A 19,942-nucleotide genomic window follows, 5' to 3' on the forward strand; every position below is an offset into this window, starting at 1 on the left:
CTGCAATGTTGATGGAACCCTACAATCCGCCGCAGGATCCGTGGCTGGTCATTCTGTATCAGGATGAGCACATTATGGTGGTCAACAAGCCGAGCGGCCTGTTGTCCGTGCCCGGACGTCTTGACGAACACAAAGACAGCGTGATGACGCGCATTCAGCGCGATTATCCGCAGGCCGAGTCCGTCCATCGTCTGGATATGGCCACCAGCGGCGTGATTGTGGTGGCGCTGAACAAAGCCGCTGAGCGCGAGCTTAAGCGGCAGTTCCGCGAGCGCGAGCCGAAGAAGCAGTATGTGGCCCGCGTGTGGGGCCATCCGGCGAAAGAAGAGGGCCTGGTGGATTTACCGCTGATTTGCGACTGGCCGAATCGCCCGCTGCAAAAAGTGTGTTATGAAACCGGGAAACCGGCGCAGACGGAGTATCGCGTGCTGGAGTATGCGGCGGATAACAGCGCGCGCGTCGAGTTAAAACCGATCACCGGGCGTTCCCACCAGCTGCGTGTACATATGCAGGCGCTGGGACATCCCATCTTAGGCGATAGGTTTTACGCCACACCTGACGCGCTGGCGATGGCCCCGCGCCTGCAACTGCATGCGGAAATGCTGACCATCACCCATCCGGCTTTTGGCAACAGTATGACGTTTAAAGCGCCGGCAGATTTTTGAAACTCCCCTCACCCTGACCCTCTCCCCAGGGAGAGGGGACCAGCCGGCGGATGATTTCTCCCTCTCCCACCGGGAGAGGGCTGGGGTGAGGGGAAAACCTTACTTCAGCCCGCTGACCAGCGCTTTGCGGCTCTCTTCCAGCGACACTACGCGGCTGCACACGGCTTTGCCGAACTGTTCAAAATCAGCTTCCTGATTCTTCCATTCGTTCTGGATCGCGGTCTGTAACCCGCCGAGGCTGCCGAGCACGCCCTGCAACGGATTGCCGCCGCCTTTCAGCACGGCTTTCGCGCCCATCTCATTGATGCTGTCCTGCAGGATGCCGCCCATCGCCTGATTGACCAGCTGCTGGCCGTTAGCACGCACGTCATCAATGGCTTTGTAGTGGAAGGTGATGCCGTCAGGGCGACGCTCAAGAATGCGGTTCATCTGCTCTTTTAACTGCGCGTCGAGTTTGGTGAGGCGACCGCGCATATTGCTGCTTTCACCCACTTCTTTCGCGATGATGTTATCAAGCGCCACGCGGCCTTTTTCGACGCGGCTACGCGCACCTTCGTCGATCCACGGCAGCGCGGAGCGCAGATCCGCCTGATAATCTTTCGCCTGCTCGCGTTGGGCGGCGCTTAGGCTGTATTGCTTGCCGTTAAACATCACGTTGCCGTCCGGCGTCATCACCAGATTGCCGTTCTCGCCTTTCACCTGCACGGTTTGCGGGCTTACCACCACGTCATCACGCGGCGTGACGCTACATTTATATTCAGCCTGTGCGGTAAATGCGGTTACCGTCAGGGCAGCCGCCAGCAGCGTTTTGCGCAACATAAAAACTCCTTCAGAGACAAAATGGGCCGGCATGTGCCGGCCCTTTCGGTATGTACTTAGTCCCACCAGACGTCAAAAAGTTCGCTGATGCGGACATCGTCGAACTTACGATCTTCGAGCCATTTACGCACAATGGCCTGGTGCTCTTCGGTGCATTTGCCGATTTCCTGTTTGCAAATCAGCCCTTCCCACACCAGATAGCCGCTGCCGTCAAACGCCAGTTTGTTCGGCTCGATCACTTCGTTGATGAAGTCATCCACGGTCTGGTCGATCTGCTCTTCGCTGGTGCCTTCCGGGAAACGCCATGCGACGGAAAAGCCTAATTCCTGAAACTCGTCGATATGCATTTTCTTACGCAGACGACGGCTACGGTTCGTTGCCATTATTTCACCCTCTCGAACATTAAGTCCCATACGCCGTGACCAAGACGATGGCCACGCTGTTCAAATTTGGTTACCGGACGCGATTCAGGACGCGGCACATAGTCATTGCTGGCGGACTGGTTTTTATAGCCGTCCAGCGATGACATCACTTCCAGCATGTGTTCAGCATAGGCTTCCCAGTCGGTTGCCATATGGAATACGCCACCCAGCTTCAGTTTGCTTTTTACCAGTTCAGCAAACGGCGGCTGAACGATACGGCGTTTATTATGACGCGCTTTATGCCATGGGTCAGGGAAAAAGAGTTGCACCATGTTTAAAGAATTGTCAGGGATCATTTTGTGCAGCACTTCCACCGCGTCGTGGCACATCACGCGCAGGTTCTCGACACCCTCTTCATGGGCGGTGGCAAGACAAGCGCCCACGCCCGGCGAATGCACTTCAATGCCGAGGAAATTCTGCTCCGGCTTCGCTTTCGCCATAGTGACCAGCGATGCGCCCATGCCGAACCCTATCTCCAGCGTAACCGGCGCGTCGCGGCCGAACAGCGCAGCGAAATCCAGCGGTTCTTCGGTGAACTCCACGCCCATCACCGGCCAGAAGTTTTCCAGCGCGTGCTCCTGACCTTTCGTCAGACGCCCCTGGCGGCGGACAAAGCTGCGAATACGGCGCAGCGGGCGACCGTTTTCATCAAATTCCGGTGAAATGACGTCGTTCTTCATAAATATGTCTGCTTGTGAGAGTGTTCGGGAAACGGGCATTATCCAAAGTTAGTTGCCGGATGCAAGCACCGGAAACTTCTGGTTTACACCTCTGTGCCGCTGTGCTGCAATCTGGCTCCTCCAAATCGTTACCCGGAATCCCTGCTTTGACCTTAAACGCGTCGCAATTTTCAGCCCAGGTGCTGGAGTGGTATGACAAATACGGGCGTAAAACCCTGCCCTGGCAACTCGAAAAAACGCCCTACAAAGTATGGCTCTCTGAGGTGATGTTGCAACAAACGCAGGTCACCACCGTAATCCCCTACTTTGAGCGCTTTATGGCGCGTTTCCCGACGGTGACGGATTTAGCCAATGCGCCCCTTGATGAGGTGCTGCACCTGTGGACCGGCCTTGGCTATTACGCCCGCGCGCGCAATCTGCATAAGGCAGCGCAGCAGGTGGCGACGCTGCATCACGGGCAGTTCCCGGACACCTTTGAGGAAGTGGCGGCGCTGCCCGGCGTCGGGCGCTCTACCGCCGGGGCGATTTTATCCCTGTCGCTCAATAAACATTTCCCGATCCTCGACGGCAACGTGAAGCGCGTGCTGGCCCGCTGCTACGCGGTCGGCGGCTGGCCAGGCAAAAAAGAGGTGGAAAAACGCCTGTGGGACATCAGCGAACAGGTGACACCCGCCGAAGGCGTGGCGCGCTTTAATCAGGCGATGATGGATTTAGGGGCGATGGTCTGCACCCGTTCAAAACCGAAGTGCTCGCTTTGTCCGCTCAATAATGGCTGCGAAGCATATCAACATGAGAGCTGGGCGCTGTATCCGGGTAAGAAACCGAAGCAGACGCTGCCGGAGCGCACCGGCTATTTTCTGATGCTTCAGCACGGCGACGAGGTGTTTCTGGCCCAGCGTCCGCCGGTCGGCCTGTGGGGGGGATTATTCTGCTTTCCGCAGTTCGAAGATGAAGACAGTTTGCGTCACTGGCTGGCAGAACGTCAGATTAGCGCCGATACTCTCAGCCAGTTAACGGCGTTTCGCCATACTTTCAGCCATTTCCATCTGGATATTGTGCCAATGTGGCTTCCCGTGTCCTCATTCACCGCATGCATGGATGAAGGAGCGGGTCTCTGGTATAACTTAGCGCAACCGCAATCCGTCGGACTGGCGGCGCCCGTTGAGCGCCTGTTACAGCAATTACGTACCGGCGCCGCTGTATAGCGCTGAGATGAAAGAGGAATTTTTATGAGCAGAACCATTTTTTGTACCTTCCTGGGCCGTGAAGCGGAAGGTCAGGATTTCCAGCTTTATCCGGGCGACGTCGGTAAGCGCATCTATAACGAGATTTCCAAAGAAGCCTGGGCGCAGTGGCAGCAGAAGCAGACCATGCTCATCAACGAAAAGAAACTCAATATGATGAACCTGGAGCACCGTAAACTTCTGGAGCAGGAGATGATCAACTTCCTGTTCGAAGGTAAAGACGTGCACATCGAAGGCTATAAGCCGCAGGAATAAGAATAACATTGCCGGGGTAACCCGGCTTTTTCACTTATAACACCAACACAACACGCACCTGCGGAATGATGAAAAAATATTTAGCGTTTGCCCTGATCGCGCCGTTACTCATCTCGTGTTCCAGTTCCAATAATAAGGGCGATAGCTATAACGAAGCCTGGGTAAAGGACACCAACGGTTTTGACATTCTGATGGGGCAGTTCGCCCATAACATCGAAAATATCTGGGGATTTAACGAAGTCCTGATTGCCGGCCCCAAGGACTACGTTAAGTACACCGATCAGTACCAGACCCGCAGCCACATCAACTTCGATGACGGCTCGATCACCATCGAAACCATCGCCGGGACAGATCCTGCGGCGCACCTGCGCAAGGCGATCATCAAGACGCTGTTGATGGGTGACGATCCCGGCTCTATCGACCTCTATTCCGATGTCGATGACATTCCTATTTCCAAACAGCCGTTCCTCTACGGACAGGTAGTGGATAACAATGGCGAGGCCATCCGCTGGCAGTGGCGCGCGGCACGTTACGCGGATTATCTGCTGCAAACGCGCATGAAAAGCCGGCAGAAAGGGCTGAAAGTGATCTACAGCGTGACCATTAATCTGGTGGCGAACCACCTGGATAAACGCGCCCATAAGTACACCGGCATGGTGCGTCAGGCGTCACGCAAGTATGGCGTCGATGAATCGCTGATCCTGGCGATTATGCAGACCGAATCCTCCTTTAACCCGTACGCCGTCAGCCGCTCCGATGCGCTGGGGCTGATGCAGGTTGTCCAGCACAGTGCCGGGAAAGATGTGTTCCGCGCCCAGGGTCGCTCCGGGATGCCGGACCGCAACTTCCTGTTCGATCCGGCGAGCAATATTGATACCGGCACGGCTTATCTGGCGATGCTGAACAATGTTTATCTGTCCGGCATTACCAACCCGACCTCACGGCGTTATGCGGTGATCACCGCCTATAACGGCGGCGCGGGCAGCGTGCTGCGGGTGTTCTCCAGCGATAAGGTGCAGGCGGCGAATATTATTAACCGCATGACGCCCGGGGATGTGTACGAAGCACTCACCACGCGGCATCCGTCCGCTGAATCGCGCCGCTATCTCTATAAAGTGGATACGGCGCAGAAAAGCTATCGTCGCAGGTAAGGGCATCCCGGTTTTATTTCTCCGTTAACACGTAGCCAAACAGACGCTTGATACCATCGGCGTCTGTTTCGCTATACACGCCCTGTAGCTCCGGTGAGAAGCCCGGCAGCAGGTTCACGCCCTCTTCCAGCGCGAGGAAATAGCGCTGTACCGCACCGCCCCACACTTCCCCCGGCACCACGCATAAGACGCCCGGCGGATACGGCAGCGCGCCTTCCGCCGCGATGCGCCCTTCGGCTTCGCTGATGCGCACCAGCTCCACATTGCCGCGAATGAACTCGCTGTTCGCATCCTGTGGGTTCATCGCCACCGGCGGGAAGCTGTCGGCGCGAAACATCGCTTTTTGCAGATCTTTAACGTCAAAGCTGACGTACAAATCGTGCATCTCCTGACACAGCTCGCGCAGGGTGTAATCGCGGTAGCGCACCGGATATTTGTTGAAGATGGTCGGCAGCACGTCCGCCAGCGGCGTATCGTCTTCAATGTGCTGCTCGAACTGACCGAGCATCGCCACCAGCTGCGCCATTTTCTCCGCGCTCTCGGCAGGGGTCAGCAGGAAGAGGATCGAGTTCAGATCGCACTTCTCCGGCACGATGCCGTTCTCGCGCAGATAGTGCGCCAGAATGGTCGCCGGAATACCAAAATCGGTGTAGTCGCCGGTCTGCGCATCAATCCCCGGCGTGGTGAGCAGCAGCTTGCAGGGATCGACAAAATATTGCTCGCGGGCATAGCCTTCAAAACCGTGCCAGCTCGCCCCCGGCTCAAAGCTGAAGAAACGGCGTTCGCTGGCGATAGCGTGTGTCGGGTGATCCTGCCACGGTCGCCCCGCCACTTCCGGCGGCACAAAAGGTTTGATCATCTTACAGTTGGCGATGATCGCCTTGCGCGCTTCGATGCCCAGTTCGACGCACTCCGCCCACAGGCGGCGGCCGCTTTCGCCTTCGTGGATCTTGGCATTCACGTCCAGCGCGGCGAACAGCGGATAAAACGGGCTGGTGGAGGCGTGCAGCATAAAGGCGTTGTTCAGTCGTTTATGCGGGCAGAAGCGCGCCTGACCGCGAATATGGTTATCTTTTTTATGGATCTGCGAGGTCTGGGAGAAGCCTGCCTGCTGCTTGTGCACCGACTGGGTGACGAAGATCCCCGGATCGTTTTCATTCAGATCGAGCAGAAGCGGCGAGCAGTCGGCCATCATCGGAATAAACTGCTCGTAGCCCACCCACGCCGAGTCAAAAAGGATGTAATCGCACAGCGATCCGATCTTGTCGATCACCTGACGGGCATTGTAGATGGTGCCGTCGTAGGTGCCAAGCTGGATCACCGCCAGGCGGAACGGGCGCGCATCGTCCGCTTTCTGCGGCGCGACGGCGCGGATCTGCTCGCGCAGGTAACGTTCGTCGAAACAGTGCTCGTCGATACCGCCGATAAAGCCAAACGGATTGCGCGCCGCTTCCAGATAGACCGGGGTCGCCCCCGCCTGGATCAGCGCGCCATGGTGGTTGGATTTATGGTTGTTGCGGTCAAAAAGCACCAGATCGCCGCGCGTCAGCAGCGCATTGGTGACGACTTTGTTCGCCGCCGACGTGCCGTTCAGCACAAAATAGGTTTTATCCGCATGGAACACTTTGGCGGCAAATTTCTGCGCGTGTTTGGCGGAGCCTTCATGGATCAGCAGATCGCCGAGCTTAACGTCGGCATTGCACATGTCGGCGCGAAAAACGTTCTCGCCGAAGAAGTCAAAAAACTGACGTCCGGCAGGGTGTTTTTTGAAGAACGCGCCGTGCTGATGTCCCGGACAGGCAAAGGTGCTGTTGTTCATCGCCACATACTGCGTCAGGGTATCGAAAAACGGCGGCAGCAGGTTTTCTTCGTAACGGCAGGCCGCAGACTCCAGCTCCAGCATCTCCTGCGCTTTACCGCCGATCACCGCCTCGACGCCCGCTGGCGCATCGGCAGGCGTGTCGCTGAACAGGAATACCGGCAGCTTAAAGCCCGTACGTTTTAAGAGCGCGAGAATACCGCTGTAACTGTCAGCCACCGTAATGACGACTGCCGCCACGTCGGTAAAATCCGTGTTGTCCAGGCTGACCACCTCGCGATGGGTGGAAAGCAGGGAAACCAGCTCGCGGCTGGCGGCAATTTTCATGGTTTTCATAAGCACGTTTACCCGTTTCAGGGGAGTAAAAAGCCCCGGGCGAGATGGCGATCTCACCCAATGAAGGTATCTGACTGGAGCCAGCTCCAATCGCCAGACATCAGTAAAAACAGATCGCGTCTGCCTTTACGGTTGCCCTCGGATGAGCCTGCGTTGCCCTCACCGCATGGTGAGAAGAGTATGGATCATGGCAGAACGGGTACGCGATCGCATAAGTATGCGACAGGTCTGGCGAGCAGAATGTGGTGTCATCCAGGCGGCCCCGTGATTAAGAGAGGAAATTTCGCGCAATAATGTCACTTTTGACCGGCAGGTGCAACACGCAAAAAATGCCTGGAACCTGAGTTTTTGCGGCATACTATGCAATAGTGCAAACAAATTGTTCAGGAGTAACAGCGTGTTAACTGGCCCCTTTATCAATGCCGCTGCCGTGCTGATCGGCGGCACCCTCGGCGCGGTGTTAAGCCACCGTTTACCCGAACGCGTGCGTGGTTCGATGCCCGCTATTTTCGGCCTGTGCTCGCTGGGTATCGGCATTCTGCTGGTAATGAAATGCGTCAACCTGCCGGTGATGGTGCTGGCAACCCTGGTGGGCACGCTGATTGGCGAGATCTGCTACGTTGAGCGCGGCATCAGCGGCGGGGTGAACCGCCTGCGTAAACTGGTGCAGCGCGGCAAAAAATCAACCGGCGTGCCGGAAGGTCATGACGCTTTTATCGAAAGTCTGGTCGCCATCATTATTCTGTTCTGCGCCAGCGGCACCGGGATTTTTGGCGCGATGCGCGAAGGCATGACCGGCGATCCGAGTATTTTGATCGCCAAAGCCTTTCTCGACTTCTTTACCGCGGTGATTTTTGCCACCTCGCTGGGCATTGCCGTGGCGGCCATTTCGGTGCCGATGCTGATTATTCAGCTTACCCTCGCCACCTGCGCGACCTTTATTCTGCCGCTCACCACACCGGCGATGATGGGCGATTTCACTGCCGTCGGCGGTATTCTGCTGCTGGCCACCGGCCTGCGTATCTGCGGCATCAAGATGTTTGCCGTCGCTAACATGCTGCCCGCGTTGATTATCGCCATGCCGATCTCCGCCGCCTGGAGCGCTTTTTTCGCCTGAACCGCGTGCAGTGACGCCAGATTGCTGATAGATTGTGCAGTCTGCAACGATTTAAATAAATTTCGTTGACGACACGAGGCGGATCAGGTTTAATGCGCCCCGTTGCCCGGATAGCTCAGTCGGTAGAGCAGGGGATTGAAAATCCCCGTGTCCTTGGTTCGATTCCGAGTCCGGGCACCACTATTTAAAGAACCCGCCCACAAGGCGGGTTTTTGCTTTTGGACGTTCTGCCCGCTGCGCTCCCACTCCCCCGCCTCCATCGGTACCTGTCACAGCCTCAGCAATTGCGGGTATAATGACAAAAATTATCCAATGAGTTCAGAAACGACGATGACCAAACTTACCTTACAAGAGCAGATGCTGAAAGCGGGCCTGGTGACCAGCAAAAAAATGGCCAAAGTGCAGCGCACGGCGAAGAAATCCCGCGTGCAGACGCGTGAAGCCCGTGCTGCGGTGGAAGAGAATAAAAAAGCGCAGCTGGAGCGCGACAAGCTGCTGAGCGAACAGCAAAAACAAGCGGCGTTGTCCAAAGAGTACAAAGCGCAGGTGAAGCAGCTGATTGAGATGAACCGCATCAACATTGCCAGAGGCAATATTGATTTCAACTTTACCGACAATAACTTTATTAAAAAAATCGCCGTCGATAAGGTGACCCAGGCGCAGTTGATTAGCGGACGTCTTGCTATTGCGCGTCTGATGAAAGACAGCAGCGGCGAGAGTGAATACGCCATTATTCCGGCAAGCGTTGCCGATAAAATTGCGCAGCGGGATGCAGAAAGTATTGTCCTCAACAGTGCGTTGAGTCAGGAAGCGCAGGATGAAGACGATCCGTATGCAGATTTCAAAGTACCTGATGATTTGATGTGGTAAGCAAAACGTAGTACGCGCAGGCGTTGTGCATTACACTGCGCGCGGCAAGAACTGAGCAGATAAACGATTAAACAGGCGGTAATGGCGATGAACGGAACAATCACAACCTGGTTCAAAGACAAAGGTTTTGGATTTCTCAAAGATGAAAACGGGGATAACCGTTATTTTCATGTGATTAAGGTCGCCAACCCTGAACTCATCAAGAAAGATGCGGCGGTGACCTTTGAACCCACCACCAATAATAAAGGCCTGTCCGCCTACGCAGTGAAAGTGCTGCCGGAAAGCAAATACATCTTTATCGCCGGTGAGCGCATTAAGCTTACGGCCATCAAATCTTACGTGGTTTTCAGCGAAGAAGTCCCCGTCGAAGCACGCATCGATAAAGAAAATACCGTGCTGTCCGTAGGGCTGCTGATGGGCAACATTCGCCCAAAAACCGATATCAAGCCGGGACAAATGCGGACGCTGAAAAAACTGGCGATCACCACCTTCCAGGGAGAGACGTTAATCTTTACGGAAGATGAGATCGACGTGGATGCGACGGTGAAAATGCTTAAGGTTTGATGTTACGTCAAGGACCTGCCCATAAAGATTAAAAAGGCACGCCAGCGTGCCTTTTCCTTTCTCTGCCCGCCATGCTAAAAACATTCATCACGCTTTTGATATAGTGAATAAAAACACACAACATCAGGAGTTAACATGAGTCAGCAAGCTGCCCTTAACGCGCAACCGCTGGAGTGGGGCCACGGGCCACGCACCTTTGAAGTTTTTCTTGAGCCTACCTGTCCGTTCTCCGTCAAAGCCTTTAACAAGCTGGACGCGCTGTTACAGCATGTCGGCGAAGATAACGTCACCATTAAAATCCGTCTGCAATCCCAGCCGTGGCATCTGTATTCCGGCGTGATCGTGCGCTATATCCTTGCGGCCTCGACGCTGCCGGACGGGCGCGACGCGGCGCATAAAGTCATGCAGGCAGTGGCCGATCATCGTGAAGAGTTTGAATTTACCGATCATTGCAGCGGTCCGAATATGGACGCCACGCCAAACGATATTCTGGCGCGCCTTAAAGCTTATAGCGGGGTGGATGCCTCGGTACCCTTTGGCCGGGCGGATCTGCAAACCGTCATTAAATGGCACTGCAAATATGCACGTCAGAACGGCATTCACGTCTCCCCAACCTTTATGGTCAACGGTCTGGTGCAGCCGGATCTGGGCAGCGGAGATGACGTCAGCGTCTGGGCTGAACGCATTTTTGCCTGAATAACAATGACCTGGCGTTAAGCGCACTAACCGTCCGTTTCTGCGCGTAGCGCCTGCTACACTGCTTCAACACATCAATGAAAAGGCAGGTTAACATGTCAGACAATCAGTATCAGCCACCGAAAACCTGGACGTGGGATAAATCCGCAGGCGGCGCCTTTGCCAGCATCAATCGCCCGGTATCCGGCGCCACGCATGAGAAAACCCTGCCAGTCGGCAAGCACCCGCTTCAGCTCTACTCCCTCGGTACGCCGAACGGCCAGAAGGTAACTATTCTGCTGGAAGAACTGCTGGAAAAAGGCGTGACCGCCGCGGAATACGATGCCTGGCTTATCCGCATTGGCGAGGGCGATCAGTTCTCCAGCGGCTTTGTTGTGGTGAACCCGAACTCGAAAATCCCGGCGCTGAGCGATCACTCCACTACCCCGCCGACCCGCGTGTTCGAATCCGGATCTATCCTGCTTTATCTGGCGGAAAAATACGGACACTTCCTGCCGAAGGATCCGGCCGGGCGTACCGAAGCGCTGAACTGGCTGTTCTGGCTACAGGGCGCGGCCCCGTTCCTCGGCGGCGGCTTCGGCCATTTTTATCACTATGCGCCGGTGAAAATCGAGTACGCCATCAACCGCTTTACCATGGAAGCCAAGCGTCAGCTCGACGTGCTGGATCAGCAGTTGGCGAAGCATAAATTTGTGGCCGGTGACGAATACACCATCGCGGATATGGCGATCTGGCCGTGGTACGGCAACGTGGTGCTCGGCACCATCTATGACGCCGCCGAATTCCTTGATGCCGGCAGTTACAAAAATGTACTGCGCTGGGCGAAAGAGGTGGCGGAGCGTCCGGCCGTGAAGCGTGGCCGTATCGTCAACCGCACCAACGGGCCGCTGAACGAACAGTTGCACGAGCGTCACGACGCCAGCGACTTCGACACCAACACCGAAGACAAGCGCAACAGCTAATCTTTAACCGGGCGAACTACGCCCGGTTTTTCTTTTCTCTGCCGCCCGCCGGTTTCTTTTTCCCGCCGCGTATTTACAACAAAATAATAACTGGTAAGAATGATTTTTTTCATTCATTGCGGACACCTATGTCTGAACGCGCTCTGACACAGCAGATCCAGAATCTGAAAAAGCATAATGCCCGTCTGGTGAGGCTGGCGCGTGACGCCCGCAGTAAACTCAGCGCTACGCTCGACGGCACCGGCCTGTGCCTGTGGCAGCTGGATGTGCCCAGCGGAAAACTGATCATTTTTAACCGCCGCTGGGGATCGATGCTCGGCTATCAGCCGAAAGAGCTCAGCGCGCAGTTTGAGGTATGGAAAGATCATCTGCATCCGGAGGATCGTCCCTGGGTACTGAAGGCCTTTTACGATCATCTTGAGGGCAAAGCCCCTTACTACGAAGCCCTGCACCGCATGCAGCATAAAAACGGCACCATCACCTGGGTGCTGGATCGCGGGCGCGTCAGCGAGCGGGATGGCAGCGGCAATCCGCTGAAGGTCACCGGCACGCACATCGACATGACCAAAGAGAAGCAGTACGAAGAGCAACTGGCGCTGCTGGCCAATCACGATCCGCTCACCGGACTTGCCAACCGCCACGCGCTGATCAAACAGTTCGACGAGCGTAAACAGGCCGGGCCGCTGTGCGTGGCTTTTATCGATCTGGATAATTTTAAGCATGTTAACGATACCCTCGGGCACCGTAGCGGCGATGTACTGCTGATCCAGCTCAGCCAGCGTCTGCGCGACACCTGCCCGCCGGGCACCACTATCGGGCGGCTCGGCGGCGATGAGTTCGTGCTGTTGCTGCCCTTTGCGCTGGCGGATGCGACGATCTACCGCGCGGCGCAGGATCTGCTGCATGCCGTGCTGACGCCCTTTGATCTGGATAACGGTGTCGGATCGGTGGGCGCATCCATCGGCATTGATGAAGTGCAGCCGCAGGACAGCTTTGTGGAAGCCTTAACCCGCGCGGACGAGGCGATGTATCACATCAAGCACAGCGGCAAAAACGGCGTGGCGATGGGTGCAACGCTGATCTCCATCTCCCCGCGGCTGACAGCCTGAGGCCGGGCATGAAATCTGCACGACAACAAACCCTTCTGGCGATCCTCGCCCGCCACGACACCCTGACCACCGCCAGCCTGGCGGCACAGCTCGGCATCAGCAAAGAGACGCTGCGCCGGGATCTCACGGCGTTACAGGCGCAGGGGAAAATCGTGCGTCATCACGGGCGCGCGCGGCTGATCCACACGCAAAATCACGATGGCGGCGAGCCCTTCGTCGCCCGGCTGAAAAGCCATTATGCGGATAAAGCCGATATTGCCCGCCATGCGCTGGCGTGGATCGAAGAGGGGATGTGCCTGGCGCTGGATGCCAGCTCCACCTGTTTTCATCTGGCACGACAGTTGCCGGACGTGCCGCTGATCGTATTCACCAACAGCCAGCCCGTTTGTCAGGAGATGGCGCGCCGCCAGCACGTCAGGCTGATTTGCACCGGCGGCGAACTGGATCGTAAATACCGCTGCTATATGAATCCAACGCTGGCCCCCTTACTGAAAGCGCTTGAGATCGACCTGTTTATCTTTTCCTGCGAGGGTGTTGATACCCACGGCGATATGTGGGATCCGACGGTACATAATGCCGGATTCAAAACGCAGCTGCTAAGCCGGGCGCAGCAGTCGTTATTGCTGATTGATAAAAGCAAATTTCAGCGCGCAAGCGATGTAAAAATTGGCAACCTGAGCGCGGTGACGCAGATGATCACCGACGCCCGCCGTTAACTGTCCAGCAGCTCTAACGCCGCCAGCGTTTCTCTCGCCTGCTGTTCATCAATGATGCTCATCGCAAAACCGACGTGCACCAGCACCCACGCCCCTAACAGCGCGGCGGGATCGTCATCGCATACCAGCGCGATGATAATCTGTCGTTGTACGCCGCAGATGTTTACCGTCGCCAGCTGGTGAAGATCTTCCCCAACGGCGACGATCTGCCCTGGCACGCCTATACACATCGGTTATTCCTTTTATTCGATTTCGATACTTTTCACCCGCAGCGCCTCGCCGCCTTCCACGCTTAGGCACGCGCTATGACAACACGGACAGCGCGCGTCATGACGCTGCACTTCCACGCGGGCGCTGCACGTCCAGCACCACGCCTGCGCCGGGCGATGGATGAGATGTAACGCGCAGCCCTGCGCCGCCGTCTGCGCGCAGACGCTGGCAAAGCTAAAGCGCAGCGCGTTTTCTTCCACGCAAGCCAGCGCGCCAATCTCCAGCCAGACGCCTGTTACGCGCCGGGCACCGGCCTGCGCCGCCTGCTCCAGCACAATTTCCACCACGCTCTGGCACAGCGACAGCTCATGCACGGGCGCGCGCCTGCCAGCCAAACAGCGCCCGCCGGCGCGACAGATCCGGGGCGTTTACCGGCAGCGAGAGCAGCATACGGGCGCAGTCGTTCGTAAGGTTTATGCCCTGCGCCGCCGTCAGCCCGCGCTGCACCGGCGACATCAGCGAACAGGCCAGATAGTGCCCGATGCTTTCCAGCTCACCGACGGTAAAGGTGATGTTTCCCGCAGGCAGCGCGAGGGCGAGTTTTTCTCCCACCGGACGCGGCTGCCAGCGCTGATGCGAACCGGGCAGCACCAGCGCGCTGAGCATCCACGGCGTGATGAGACAGCCGATCCACTGATCTTCAAACAGGGTAAAAGGCGCGGCATACACCGGCATTGCCGGATGCAGAAACGCCAGGTCGTGCAGTGTGCGTTCGCCCACCTCTGCAAACGCCGTCTGCACCTGCGCCGCCGGATTGTGGGAAAAGCCGCTCATGCCGCACGTTCCACCAGCGCTACGCCGCTGTCACGCAGTTCAGCGATCACCCGCGCCAGCGCAGGCTCCAGACTGGCGGCCACCACCGGCGTTAAGCCGACGTGCGGTTCCAGTGACGCGGGAATGACGCCGATAAGCGTCAGCTTGCGCGGAAACTCGCCGGTAAAACGCAGCGCCGATAACACGTCCGCCAGTCCCAGCTGATGGGGCGAAATTTTGTTGGTGAACAGCACCGGCACCTCGTCGTCGCGCAGCGTCAGAACGGTGCCGGGGGAGTATTTACGCGAGACAATGGCGTCGACAATAATCAGATGGCGGCGATTCGCCATCGCCTCCAGCAGCTCCATGCCCGCCGTGCCGCCATCAAGCACTTCCACGTGATCTGGCAGATGGTAACGCGCCGCCAGCGTCCCGGCGATGCGCACGCCAATGGCTTCGTCGCTGAGCAAAATATTGCCCACGCCTAACACTAAAATGGTCATCACAGCACCTTTACCGATATCGGATCGCCGCCGTCCGTATCCACCAGATGCACGGCACAGGACATGCACGGATCGAAAGAATGAATGGTGCGCACCACTTCCAGCGGCTTGTGCGGGTCGGCAATGCGCGTACCCACCAGCGCCTGTTCATAAGGCCCCGGCTGATCGTTAAAGTTGCGCGGTCCGGCGTTCCAGGTGGACGGCACCACCGCCTGGTAGTTAGCGATTTTGCCGTCCTTGATCACTATCCAGTGGGATAACATGCCGCGCGGCGCTTCCAGAAAACCGACGCCGTAAAACTCGCCGCTTTCGGGGATGACCGGCTTCACCCAGGTGAGGTGATCGCCTTTGCCGATATTGGCGATCAGCGCCTGATACTGATGTTGCAGGATCAGCTGCAGTTCACAGGCGTGAACGGTGCGGCCAATAATGCGCCCGAGTGTCGAATGCAGTTGCGCCACGTCGAGGCGTTGCCCGGTGAGCTGCTGGTAAATGTCGTTAATTTCCTGCAATTTCGTTTGGGTCTCCTGCCGCCCGGCCGCCAGCTTGCACAGCAGCGTCGCCAGCGGTCCGACTTCCACGGTTTTGCCGTAAAAGGTCGGCGATTTCACCCAGGAATATTTGCCGTCATCCGCCCAGCCGGTGTGGGCCGGATGTGTGGTTCCCTGCCAGGGAGCCTGCGGTTCGTCGTCCTGGTACCAGGCATGTTTCGCGCTCTCCTGAATGCCGTTGATCAGCCACTGGTTGCTGTGGGCGTTAATCGGGCGGAAGGTAGCGAAATCGCCATCGGTAATGGCCCCGCCGGGGAACAAAAAGCTGCCGTTCTGGCTGTCGGTTGGGTATTCCGGCGCGCAGAGATAGTTCACCGCCCCCTGCCCCTGCGCCAGCCATTCCGGGTAATACGCGGCGATCACCGCCGTGTCGACTTTATAGACCTGCTCGATAAAATCGCCGAGCTTGTCGATAAAGGATTTGATGTACATCAGCCGTTCAAGGTTAAGCACGCCAATGCCGTCGGGGTTGATGGGGTTCGCCACGCCGCCCACCGCCAGATTCTGGATATGGGGCGATTTGCCGCCCAGTAGCGCCACAATACGGTTCGCATCCCGCTGGCACTCCAGCGCCTGTAAATAGTGGGCGACGGCGATCAGGTTCACCTCCGGCGGCAGCTTCATGGCCGGATGTCCCCAGTAGCCATTAGCGAAAATACCCAGTTGTCCGCTGGCGACCAGCTCCTTCACTTTGTTCTGCACCCGGGTAAATTCTGCCGCGCTGTTGAGCGGCCAGCGGGAGATCCCTTCAAGCAGCGCCGCCGCTTTTGCCGGATCGGCATTGAGCGCCGCGGTAATATCCACCCAGTCCAGTGCCGACAACTGATAAAAATGGACGATATGATCGTGGGTAGTGTGCGCTGCGAGAATGATATTGCGGATGTACTGCGCGTTCAGCGGTACGTTGATCTTGAGCGCGCTTTCGACGGCGCGCACCGACGCGAGCGCATGGGTGGTGGTGCAGACGCCGCAGATGCGCTGCATGATCATCCAGGCATCGCGCGGATCGCGATCCTTAACGATAGTTTCCATGCCGCGCCACATGGTGCCGGAGGCCCAGGCTTTCGACACCACGCCGTCGGCGATCTCGCAGTCAATGCGCAGATGGCCTTCAATACGGGTAACGGGATCAATAGTAATTCGTTGGCTCATGCTTTACTCGCTCCCTGAGGACAATGAACAGGTTGTTGTAGCGGAGGAATGATCGGCAGCAGGCGGACCAGTAAGATGTAGGCGCAGATCTCAATGGCCACAAAGCCGATGGAGATCAGCAGCTCTTCCCAGGTCGGAAAATAGCGCCAGCCGCCGCCGGGGTTAAAGGCCAGCAGCGAATAAGAGAGCCGCCAGCAGGCGCAGCCGAGCAGCTGGCTGAGCGCCGCCAGAAAAAGTACCCGGCCATCGCGCCGCCAGCGAGCTACCCGTAGCACCAGCAGCGGAAACGCCAGCAGCGCGGTTTCAACCCAGAACAGTGCAGAGTAAATGTCTCCGGCAAAGGCGTAGTGCAACTTGTCGCGCCAGAGCAGTTCGCCAAAACGCAGCAGCAGGAACAGCGCCAGCAGAAGGCTTAACAGCCCGGTCAGTTTGATAAACAGCGGCTTTTCATCCGCGCCCCTGCCGCGCAGCGCGCTCTGCACCAGCGATCCTTCGAAAATCACAATGGAGAAGCCCATGATAAAGGCGGTGAGCAGGGAAAACAGCGGCAGCATTTCATAGCTCTGCCACAACGGATGCACTTTGTGCCCGGCGACGATCATTAACGATCCCATCGACGACTGGTGCATGGTGGGCAGCAGCGCCCCCAGCGCGATAATAAAAAACATCACTTTGTTGATGCGCCTGAGCGACACTTTCCAGCCGAGGCGCTCCAGCACTGCGGGCGCGAATTCCAGCGCCATCACGCCGATGTAGATCGTCATACAGACGGCAGTTTCAAACAGCACCGAGTTGACGTTGAAATGCCCTGGCAGATAGAAATACGGCAGGTTCCAGTAACGCCCGACGTCAATGGTGATCGACAGCCCGCCCAGGGAGTAACCGAACAGGCTGGCCAGCAGCGCCGGGCGCACCAGCGGGTGATATTCGCCGCGGTTAAAAACGTACACCGCCCACGCCAGCGCCCAGCCGCCGCAGGCGAAACCGGTGCCGATTAACAGATCGAAAGCGATCCAGATCCCCCAGGGGTAGCCGCCGTTAAGATCGGAAACCGATCCGAGACCGAACACCAGCCGTTTGCCGATAAGGATCAGGCACAGCACCACCAGCGGCGCGAAGATCAGGATCGCCTTATTGATGAGTTTTCCGCCCAGCGGCTGCGGATCATGATGCGTCATCATCGTCCTCCTTATGCTGATCGCCTTTACTGTGACGACGCACCAGCACGGTCAGGCCCGCCAGCATCGCCAGCGGTAGCAGCATGCCTTTGTAAACCGTATGCTGAATATTTTCGGCACGTGCGCCGGTAGAGAGATCATCCAGCGGCGGTAGATCGAGGTTTTCCATCGGCACGGCGCTCAGCACCAGCACCTGGGTGCCGCCCGCCTCCCTTTCGCCATAGATATGCGGCACATAACGCGCCACCGGATGCAGATAAGTATCCCCCGTACTGAGCGTCTGGCGCGGATAGCGGTACTGGCTGCCGGGCGTCAGCGCCAGCCGCTTTTTCGCTTCCGCCAGCAGCGCGTCGCGGGTGCCGAAAATCACCGCTCCCGCCGGACAGGCCTCCACGCAGCCGGGCGGACCGCCGTTATCAAGCCGCGCCAGCCCCGGCTGATTACACAGCTCACATTTATGCAGCGCCCCGAACGGGTTAGCGTAATCATATTTCGGCACGTTAAACGGGCAGCCGACCATGCAGTAGCGGCAGCCGGTACAGACGCTGGCGTCGTAATGCACAATGCCGGTAAGAGGATCTTTTTTCAGCGCCGATACCGGGCAGACCGACACGCAGTTAGGATCAACGCAGTGCATACACTGCTTTTTGATGTAGGCGTAGCCATCTTTCACCTGGTCTTTGTGCCGCCCGCTGCCGCTGCGCCACACCTGAATGATGTTGTTGGTGTAGGGGGAAAGTTTGTCATTGTTCGACCAGGTGGCTTCCCCCTGCGGATTGCGGGCGGGAAAGTTAAGATCCTGGCAGCGGGTGACGCAGGCCTGGCAGCCGATGCACAGCGTGGAGTCGTACAGCATCCCCAGCGCGCCGGGGATCGGCAGGCGGTTGGTGGCGGCGGCGAAAGCGGGAGACGCACTGCCTGACAGCAAGGCGCTCCCGGCAGAGAGTTTGAGGAAATCACGTCTGTCCACGATCACTCTCCCTGACGATCGGCGTCATCGTGCTTTTGCTGACGCCCCAGTTCGCGCACCGTCATCAGGCTGACGCCGCCCACCACGCCAATGACGCCGCCGAGTAACCCCATTGCCGTGGCAGAAACCGCGCCGCCCTCTTTTTGCGCCACCTCCGGTTTGTCGGCACGCGGCGTCGGATTTTCCACGCTGGCGAGCTGGTGAATGCCTTTATGAAAGCCGATGCCTTCTTCGTTACAGCCGTAGCACGGATGACCAATCGCCACCGGCCACACGCCACCGACATCGCAGAATTGCAGCGTCGAACAGTTGCCCCAGGTTTCCGGGCCTTTGCAGCCTAAATGATATAAACACCAGCCGGCGCGATGGCCCTCGTCGCCAAAGGCGCGGGCGAAGCGTCCGGCGTCGAAGTGCGGTCGCCGTTCGCAGTGTTCATGGATCAATCGACCATAAGCAAAGGTCGGGCGGTTTTTGGCATCCAGCGCGGGCGGCTTGCCCCAGGTAATGATGTGCGCCACGGTGGCAAGAAAGTTATGCGGATTCGGCGGGCAGCCGGGAATATTGATCACCGTTTTGCCTGGCAGCGCCGCCTGCAGTCCGACGGCGCCGGTTGGATTGACGCCTGCCGCCGCCACGCCGCCCCAGGCGGCACAGGAGCCAATGGCGATAATGGCCGCCGCATGTTCAGCGGCTTTACGGATATGGTCGACAATGGGCTCACCGGCGACCATGCAGTAAATGCCGTTGTCCTTCAGCGGCACCGAGCCATCCACCACCAGCACGTACTGCCCCTGATATTTTTCCAGCGCCTGATGTTTGTTGTCTTCGGCCTGATGCCCAAAGGCCGCGCTCAGCACTTCGTGATATTCGAGGGAAAGGGTTTCCAGCAGCAGATTTTCAATGGTGGGATGGGTGGCGCGCAGCAGCGATTCGGTACAGCCGGTACATTCCTGCGCGCCGATCCAGATAACCGGCAGGCGCTGCGGCTGGCTGAGCGCCCCGGCCATGCGGGCGGCTGCCTGGCTGCTAAGCCCCATGGTGGCGGCCAGCGCGGTGCATAACGTCATGAAATCCCGGCGCGTGATGCCGGGCGGAATAGCGGATGTTGTTGTAACCATAATTGCGCTTCCTTATGCAAAG

At 57.7% G+C, this 19,942-nt stretch carries 23 protein-coding genes and 1 tRNA gene; 12 read left to right on the forward strand and 12 right to left on the reverse strand.

Annotated features, from left to right (window positions below; all coding sequences use genetic code 11):
- The first annotated feature begins 5 nt into the window (after positions 1-5).
- A complete protein-coding gene (gene rluA / locus ACQUTD_RS01615) occupies positions 6-665 on the forward strand; it encodes a bifunctional tRNA pseudouridine(32) synthase/23S rRNA pseudouridine(746) synthase RluA (protein WP_072569795.1) in 660 nt (219 codons plus the stop codon).
- Between the two features lie 99 nt (positions 666-764).
- On the opposite strand, the gene ACQUTD_RS01620 is transcribed toward rluA, so the two are convergent.
- From ACQUTD_RS01620 to trmB, 3 genes are read right to left on the reverse strand one after another with little or no spacing between them, the layout of a single operon-like run.
- Positions 765-1,484 carry a YggN family protein gene (locus tag ACQUTD_RS01620; RefSeq protein ID WP_318373694.1) on the reverse strand — a complete coding sequence of 240 codons (720 nt, stop codon included), beginning with the start codon at positions 1,482-1,484 and terminating at the stop codon, positions 765-767.
- 56 nt (positions 1,485-1,540) lie between these two features.
- Positions 1,541-1,867 carry a YggL family protein gene (locus tag ACQUTD_RS01625; RefSeq protein WP_072569793.1) on the reverse strand — a complete coding sequence of 109 codons (327 nt, stop codon included), beginning with the start codon at positions 1,865-1,867 and terminating at the stop codon, positions 1,541-1,543.
- Entirely contained in the window at positions 1,867-2,586 is a 720-nt protein-coding gene (trmB, locus tag ACQUTD_RS01630) for a tRNA (guanosine(46)-N7)-methyltransferase TrmB (protein ID WP_318375638.1), read from the reverse strand. The genes ACQUTD_RS01625 and trmB overlap by 1 nt, the downstream gene beginning before the upstream one ends.
- A 146-nt stretch (positions 2,587-2,732) precedes the next feature.
- On the opposite strand from trmB, the gene mutY reads away from it, so the two are divergent.
- The 3 genes from mutY to mltC all read left to right on the forward strand — a co-directional run bounded on the left by mutY (position 2,733) and on the right by mltC (position 5,236).
- A complete protein-coding gene (mutY, locus tag ACQUTD_RS01635) occupies positions 2,733-3,791 on the forward strand; it encodes an A/G-specific adenine glycosylase (RefSeq protein WP_072569791.1) in 1,059 nt (352 codons plus the stop codon).
- Positions 3,792-3,815: 24 nt separating this feature from the next.
- Positions 3,816-4,085 (forward strand): oxidative damage protection protein, encoded by a 270-nt coding sequence (locus tag ACQUTD_RS01640; protein WP_072569790.1) that lies wholly within the window; start codon positions 3,816-3,818, stop codon positions 4,083-4,085.
- Positions 4,086-4,153: 68 nt separating this feature from the next.
- The gene (gene mltC, locus ACQUTD_RS01645) at positions 4,154-5,236 is read left to right on the forward strand and encodes a membrane-bound lytic murein transglycosylase MltC (RefSeq protein ID WP_473274693.1); all 1,083 of its coding nucleotides are present in this window, start codon (positions 4,154-4,156) and stop codon (positions 5,234-5,236) included.
- A 13-nt stretch (positions 5,237-5,249) separates the two neighbouring features.
- Here mltC and ACQUTD_RS01650 read toward each other — a convergent pair whose 3' ends face one another.
- Positions 5,250-7,391 carry an ornithine decarboxylase gene (locus ACQUTD_RS01650; RefSeq protein WP_318363749.1) on the reverse strand — a complete coding sequence of 714 codons (2,142 nt, stop codon included), beginning with the start codon at positions 7,389-7,391 and terminating at the stop codon, positions 5,250-5,252.
- A gap of 397 nt (positions 7,392-7,788) precedes the next feature.
- On the opposite strand from ACQUTD_RS01650, the gene ACQUTD_RS01655 reads away from it, so the two are divergent.
- From ACQUTD_RS01655 to fucR, 8 genes are all read left to right on the forward strand, one after another.
- The gene (locus ACQUTD_RS01655) at positions 7,789-8,508 is read left to right on the forward strand and encodes a DUF554 domain-containing protein (protein WP_072569787.1); all 720 of its coding nucleotides are present in this window, start codon (positions 7,789-7,791) and stop codon (positions 8,506-8,508) included.
- 104 nt (positions 8,509-8,612) lie between these two features.
- Positions 8,613-8,688, forward strand: a tRNA-Phe gene (locus ACQUTD_RS01660).
- A 150-nt stretch (positions 8,689-8,838) separates the two neighbouring features.
- A complete protein-coding gene (locus tag ACQUTD_RS01665) occupies positions 8,839-9,378 on the forward strand; it encodes a DUF2058 domain-containing protein (protein WP_072569786.1) in 540 nt (179 codons plus the stop codon).
- A gap of 81 nt (positions 9,379-9,459) precedes the next feature.
- Positions 9,460-9,942, forward strand: coding sequence for a cold-shock protein (locus tag ACQUTD_RS01670; protein ID WP_072569785.1), 483 nt, complete (start codon positions 9,460-9,462; stop codon positions 9,940-9,942).
- Positions 9,943-10,077: 135 nt separating this feature from the next.
- Complete coding sequence (locus ACQUTD_RS01675; RefSeq protein WP_473274618.1) at positions 10,078-10,638, forward strand: DsbA family protein; 561 nt, start codon at positions 10,078-10,080, stop codon at positions 10,636-10,638.
- A gap of 95 nt (positions 10,639-10,733) precedes the next feature.
- A complete protein-coding gene (yghU, locus tag ACQUTD_RS01680) occupies positions 10,734-11,600 on the forward strand; it encodes a glutathione-dependent disulfide-bond oxidoreductase (RefSeq protein WP_473274617.1) in 867 nt (288 codons plus the stop codon).
- A gap of 128 nt (positions 11,601-11,728) precedes the next feature.
- Entirely contained in the window at positions 11,729-12,709 is a 981-nt protein-coding gene (locus tag ACQUTD_RS01685; RefSeq protein ID WP_473274616.1) for a diguanylate cyclase domain-containing protein, read from the forward strand.
- A gap of 8 nt (positions 12,710-12,717) precedes the next feature.
- Entirely contained in the window at positions 12,718-13,425 is a 708-nt protein-coding gene (gene fucR / locus ACQUTD_RS01690; RefSeq protein WP_473274615.1) for an L-fucose operon activator, read from the forward strand.
- Here the strand turns inward: fucR and hybG are convergent.
- Genes hybG through hybO form a run of 8 tightly spaced genes read right to left on the reverse strand, consistent with a single transcriptional unit; the run spans position 13,422 to position 19,920 of the window.
- Entirely contained in the window at positions 13,422-13,655 is a 234-nt protein-coding gene (gene hybG / locus ACQUTD_RS01695) for a hydrogenase maturation factor HybG (protein ID WP_473274614.1), read from the reverse strand. The genes fucR and hybG overlap by 4 nt on opposite strands.
- Before the next feature lie 12 nt (positions 13,656-13,667).
- Positions 13,668-14,009 carry a hydrogenase maturation nickel metallochaperone HypA gene (gene hypA / locus ACQUTD_RS01700; RefSeq protein ID WP_473274612.1) on the reverse strand — a complete coding sequence of 114 codons (342 nt, stop codon included), beginning with the start codon at positions 14,007-14,009 and terminating at the stop codon, positions 13,668-13,670.
- Entirely contained in the window at positions 14,002-14,469 is a 468-nt protein-coding gene (gene hybE / locus ACQUTD_RS01705) for a hydrogenase-2 assembly chaperone (RefSeq protein ID WP_473274610.1), read from the reverse strand. The genes hypA and hybE overlap by 8 nt, the downstream gene beginning before the upstream one ends.
- Positions 14,466-14,951, reverse strand: coding sequence for a HyaD/HybD family hydrogenase maturation endopeptidase (locus tag ACQUTD_RS01710; RefSeq protein ID WP_473274608.1), 486 nt, complete (start codon positions 14,949-14,951; stop codon positions 14,466-14,468). The genes hybE and ACQUTD_RS01710 overlap by 4 nt, the downstream gene beginning before the upstream one ends.
- Positions 14,951-16,654, reverse strand: a complete 1,704-nt coding sequence (hybC, locus tag ACQUTD_RS01715; RefSeq protein ID WP_473274605.1) for a hydrogenase 2 large subunit — start codon at positions 16,652-16,654, stop codon at positions 14,951-14,953. Before hybC ends, ACQUTD_RS01710 begins: the two co-directional genes overlap by 1 nt.
- Positions 16,651-17,832 carry a Ni/Fe-hydrogenase cytochrome b subunit gene (gene hybB, locus ACQUTD_RS01720; RefSeq protein ID WP_473274692.1) on the reverse strand — a complete coding sequence of 394 codons (1,182 nt, stop codon included), beginning with the start codon at positions 17,830-17,832 and terminating at the stop codon, positions 16,651-16,653. Before hybB ends, hybC begins: the two co-directional genes overlap by 4 nt.
- Entirely contained in the window at positions 17,819-18,802 is a 984-nt protein-coding gene (gene hybA, locus ACQUTD_RS01725; RefSeq protein ID WP_473274603.1) for a hydrogenase 2 operon protein HybA, read from the reverse strand. Before hybA ends, hybB begins: the two co-directional genes overlap by 14 nt.
- Before the next feature lie 2 nt (positions 18,803-18,804).
- Complete coding sequence (gene hybO, locus ACQUTD_RS01730) at positions 18,805-19,920, reverse strand: hydrogenase 2 small subunit (protein WP_318375625.1); 1,116 nt, start codon at positions 19,918-19,920, stop codon at positions 18,805-18,807.
- Positions 19,921-19,942: the final 22 nt, after the last annotated feature.

Source organism: Enterobacter sp. K510 (assembly GCF_055804875.1).

Excerpts from the sequence above, each read along its gene's own strand:
- trmB (WP_318375638.1), bottom strand. The coding sequence starts at position 2,586 with ATGAAGAACGACGTCATTTCACCGGAATTTGATGAAAACGGTCGCCCG.
- mltC (WP_473274693.1), top strand. The coding sequence starts at position 4,154 with ATGAAAAAATATTTAGCGTTTGCCCTGATCGCGCCGTTACTCATCTCG.
- yghU (WP_473274617.1), top strand. The coding sequence starts at position 10,734 with ATGTCAGACAATCAGTATCAGCCACCGAAAACCTGGACGTGGGATAAA.
- ACQUTD_RS01650 (WP_318363749.1), bottom strand. The coding sequence starts at position 7,391 with ATGAAAACCATGAAAATTGCCGCCAGCCGCGAGCTGGTTTCCCTGCTT.
- ACQUTD_RS01620 (WP_318373694.1), bottom strand. The coding sequence starts at position 1,484 with ATGTTGCGCAAAACGCTGCTGGCGGCTGCCCTGACGGTAACCGCATTT.
- hybB (WP_473274692.1), bottom strand. The coding sequence starts at position 17,832 with ATGACGCATCATGATCCGCAGCCGCTGGGCGGAAAACTCATCAATAAG.
- ACQUTD_RS01640 (WP_072569790.1), top strand. The coding sequence starts at position 3,816 with ATGAGCAGAACCATTTTTTGTACCTTCCTGGGCCGTGAAGCGGAAGGT.
- hybO (WP_318375625.1), bottom strand. The coding sequence starts at position 19,920 with ATGGTTACAACAACATCCGCTATTCCGCCCGGCATCACGCGCCGGGAT.
- ACQUTD_RS01675 (WP_473274618.1), top strand. The coding sequence starts at position 10,078 with ATGAGTCAGCAAGCTGCCCTTAACGCGCAACCGCTGGAGTGGGGCCAC.
- hybE (WP_473274610.1), bottom strand. The coding sequence starts at position 14,469 with ATGAGCGGCTTTTCCCACAATCCGGCGGCGCAGGTGCAGACGGCGTTT.
- ACQUTD_RS01625 (WP_072569793.1), bottom strand. The coding sequence starts at position 1,867 with ATGGCAACGAACCGTAGCCGTCGTCTGCGTAAGAAAATGCATATCGAC.
- ACQUTD_RS01710 (WP_473274608.1), bottom strand. The coding sequence starts at position 14,951 with ATGACCATTTTAGTGTTAGGCGTGGGCAATATTTTGCTCAGCGACGAA.
- fucR (WP_473274615.1), top strand. The coding sequence starts at position 12,718 with ATGAAATCTGCACGACAACAAACCCTTCTGGCGATCCTCGCCCGCCAC.
- ACQUTD_RS01670 (WP_072569785.1), top strand. The coding sequence starts at position 9,460 with ATGGCGATGAACGGAACAATCACAACCTGGTTCAAAGACAAAGGTTTT.
- hybG (WP_473274614.1), bottom strand. The coding sequence starts at position 13,655 with ATGTGTATAGGCGTGCCAGGGCAGATCGTCGCCGTTGGGGAAGATCTT.
- hybC (WP_473274605.1), bottom strand. The coding sequence starts at position 16,654 with ATGAGCCAACGAATTACTATTGATCCCGTTACCCGTATTGAAGGCCAT.
- ACQUTD_RS01685 (WP_473274616.1), top strand. The coding sequence starts at position 11,729 with ATGTCTGAACGCGCTCTGACACAGCAGATCCAGAATCTGAAAAAGCAT.
- ACQUTD_RS01665 (WP_072569786.1), top strand. The coding sequence starts at position 8,839 with ATGACCAAACTTACCTTACAAGAGCAGATGCTGAAAGCGGGCCTGGTG.
- rluA (WP_072569795.1), top strand. The coding sequence starts at position 6 with ATGTTGATGGAACCCTACAATCCGCCGCAGGATCCGTGGCTGGTCATT.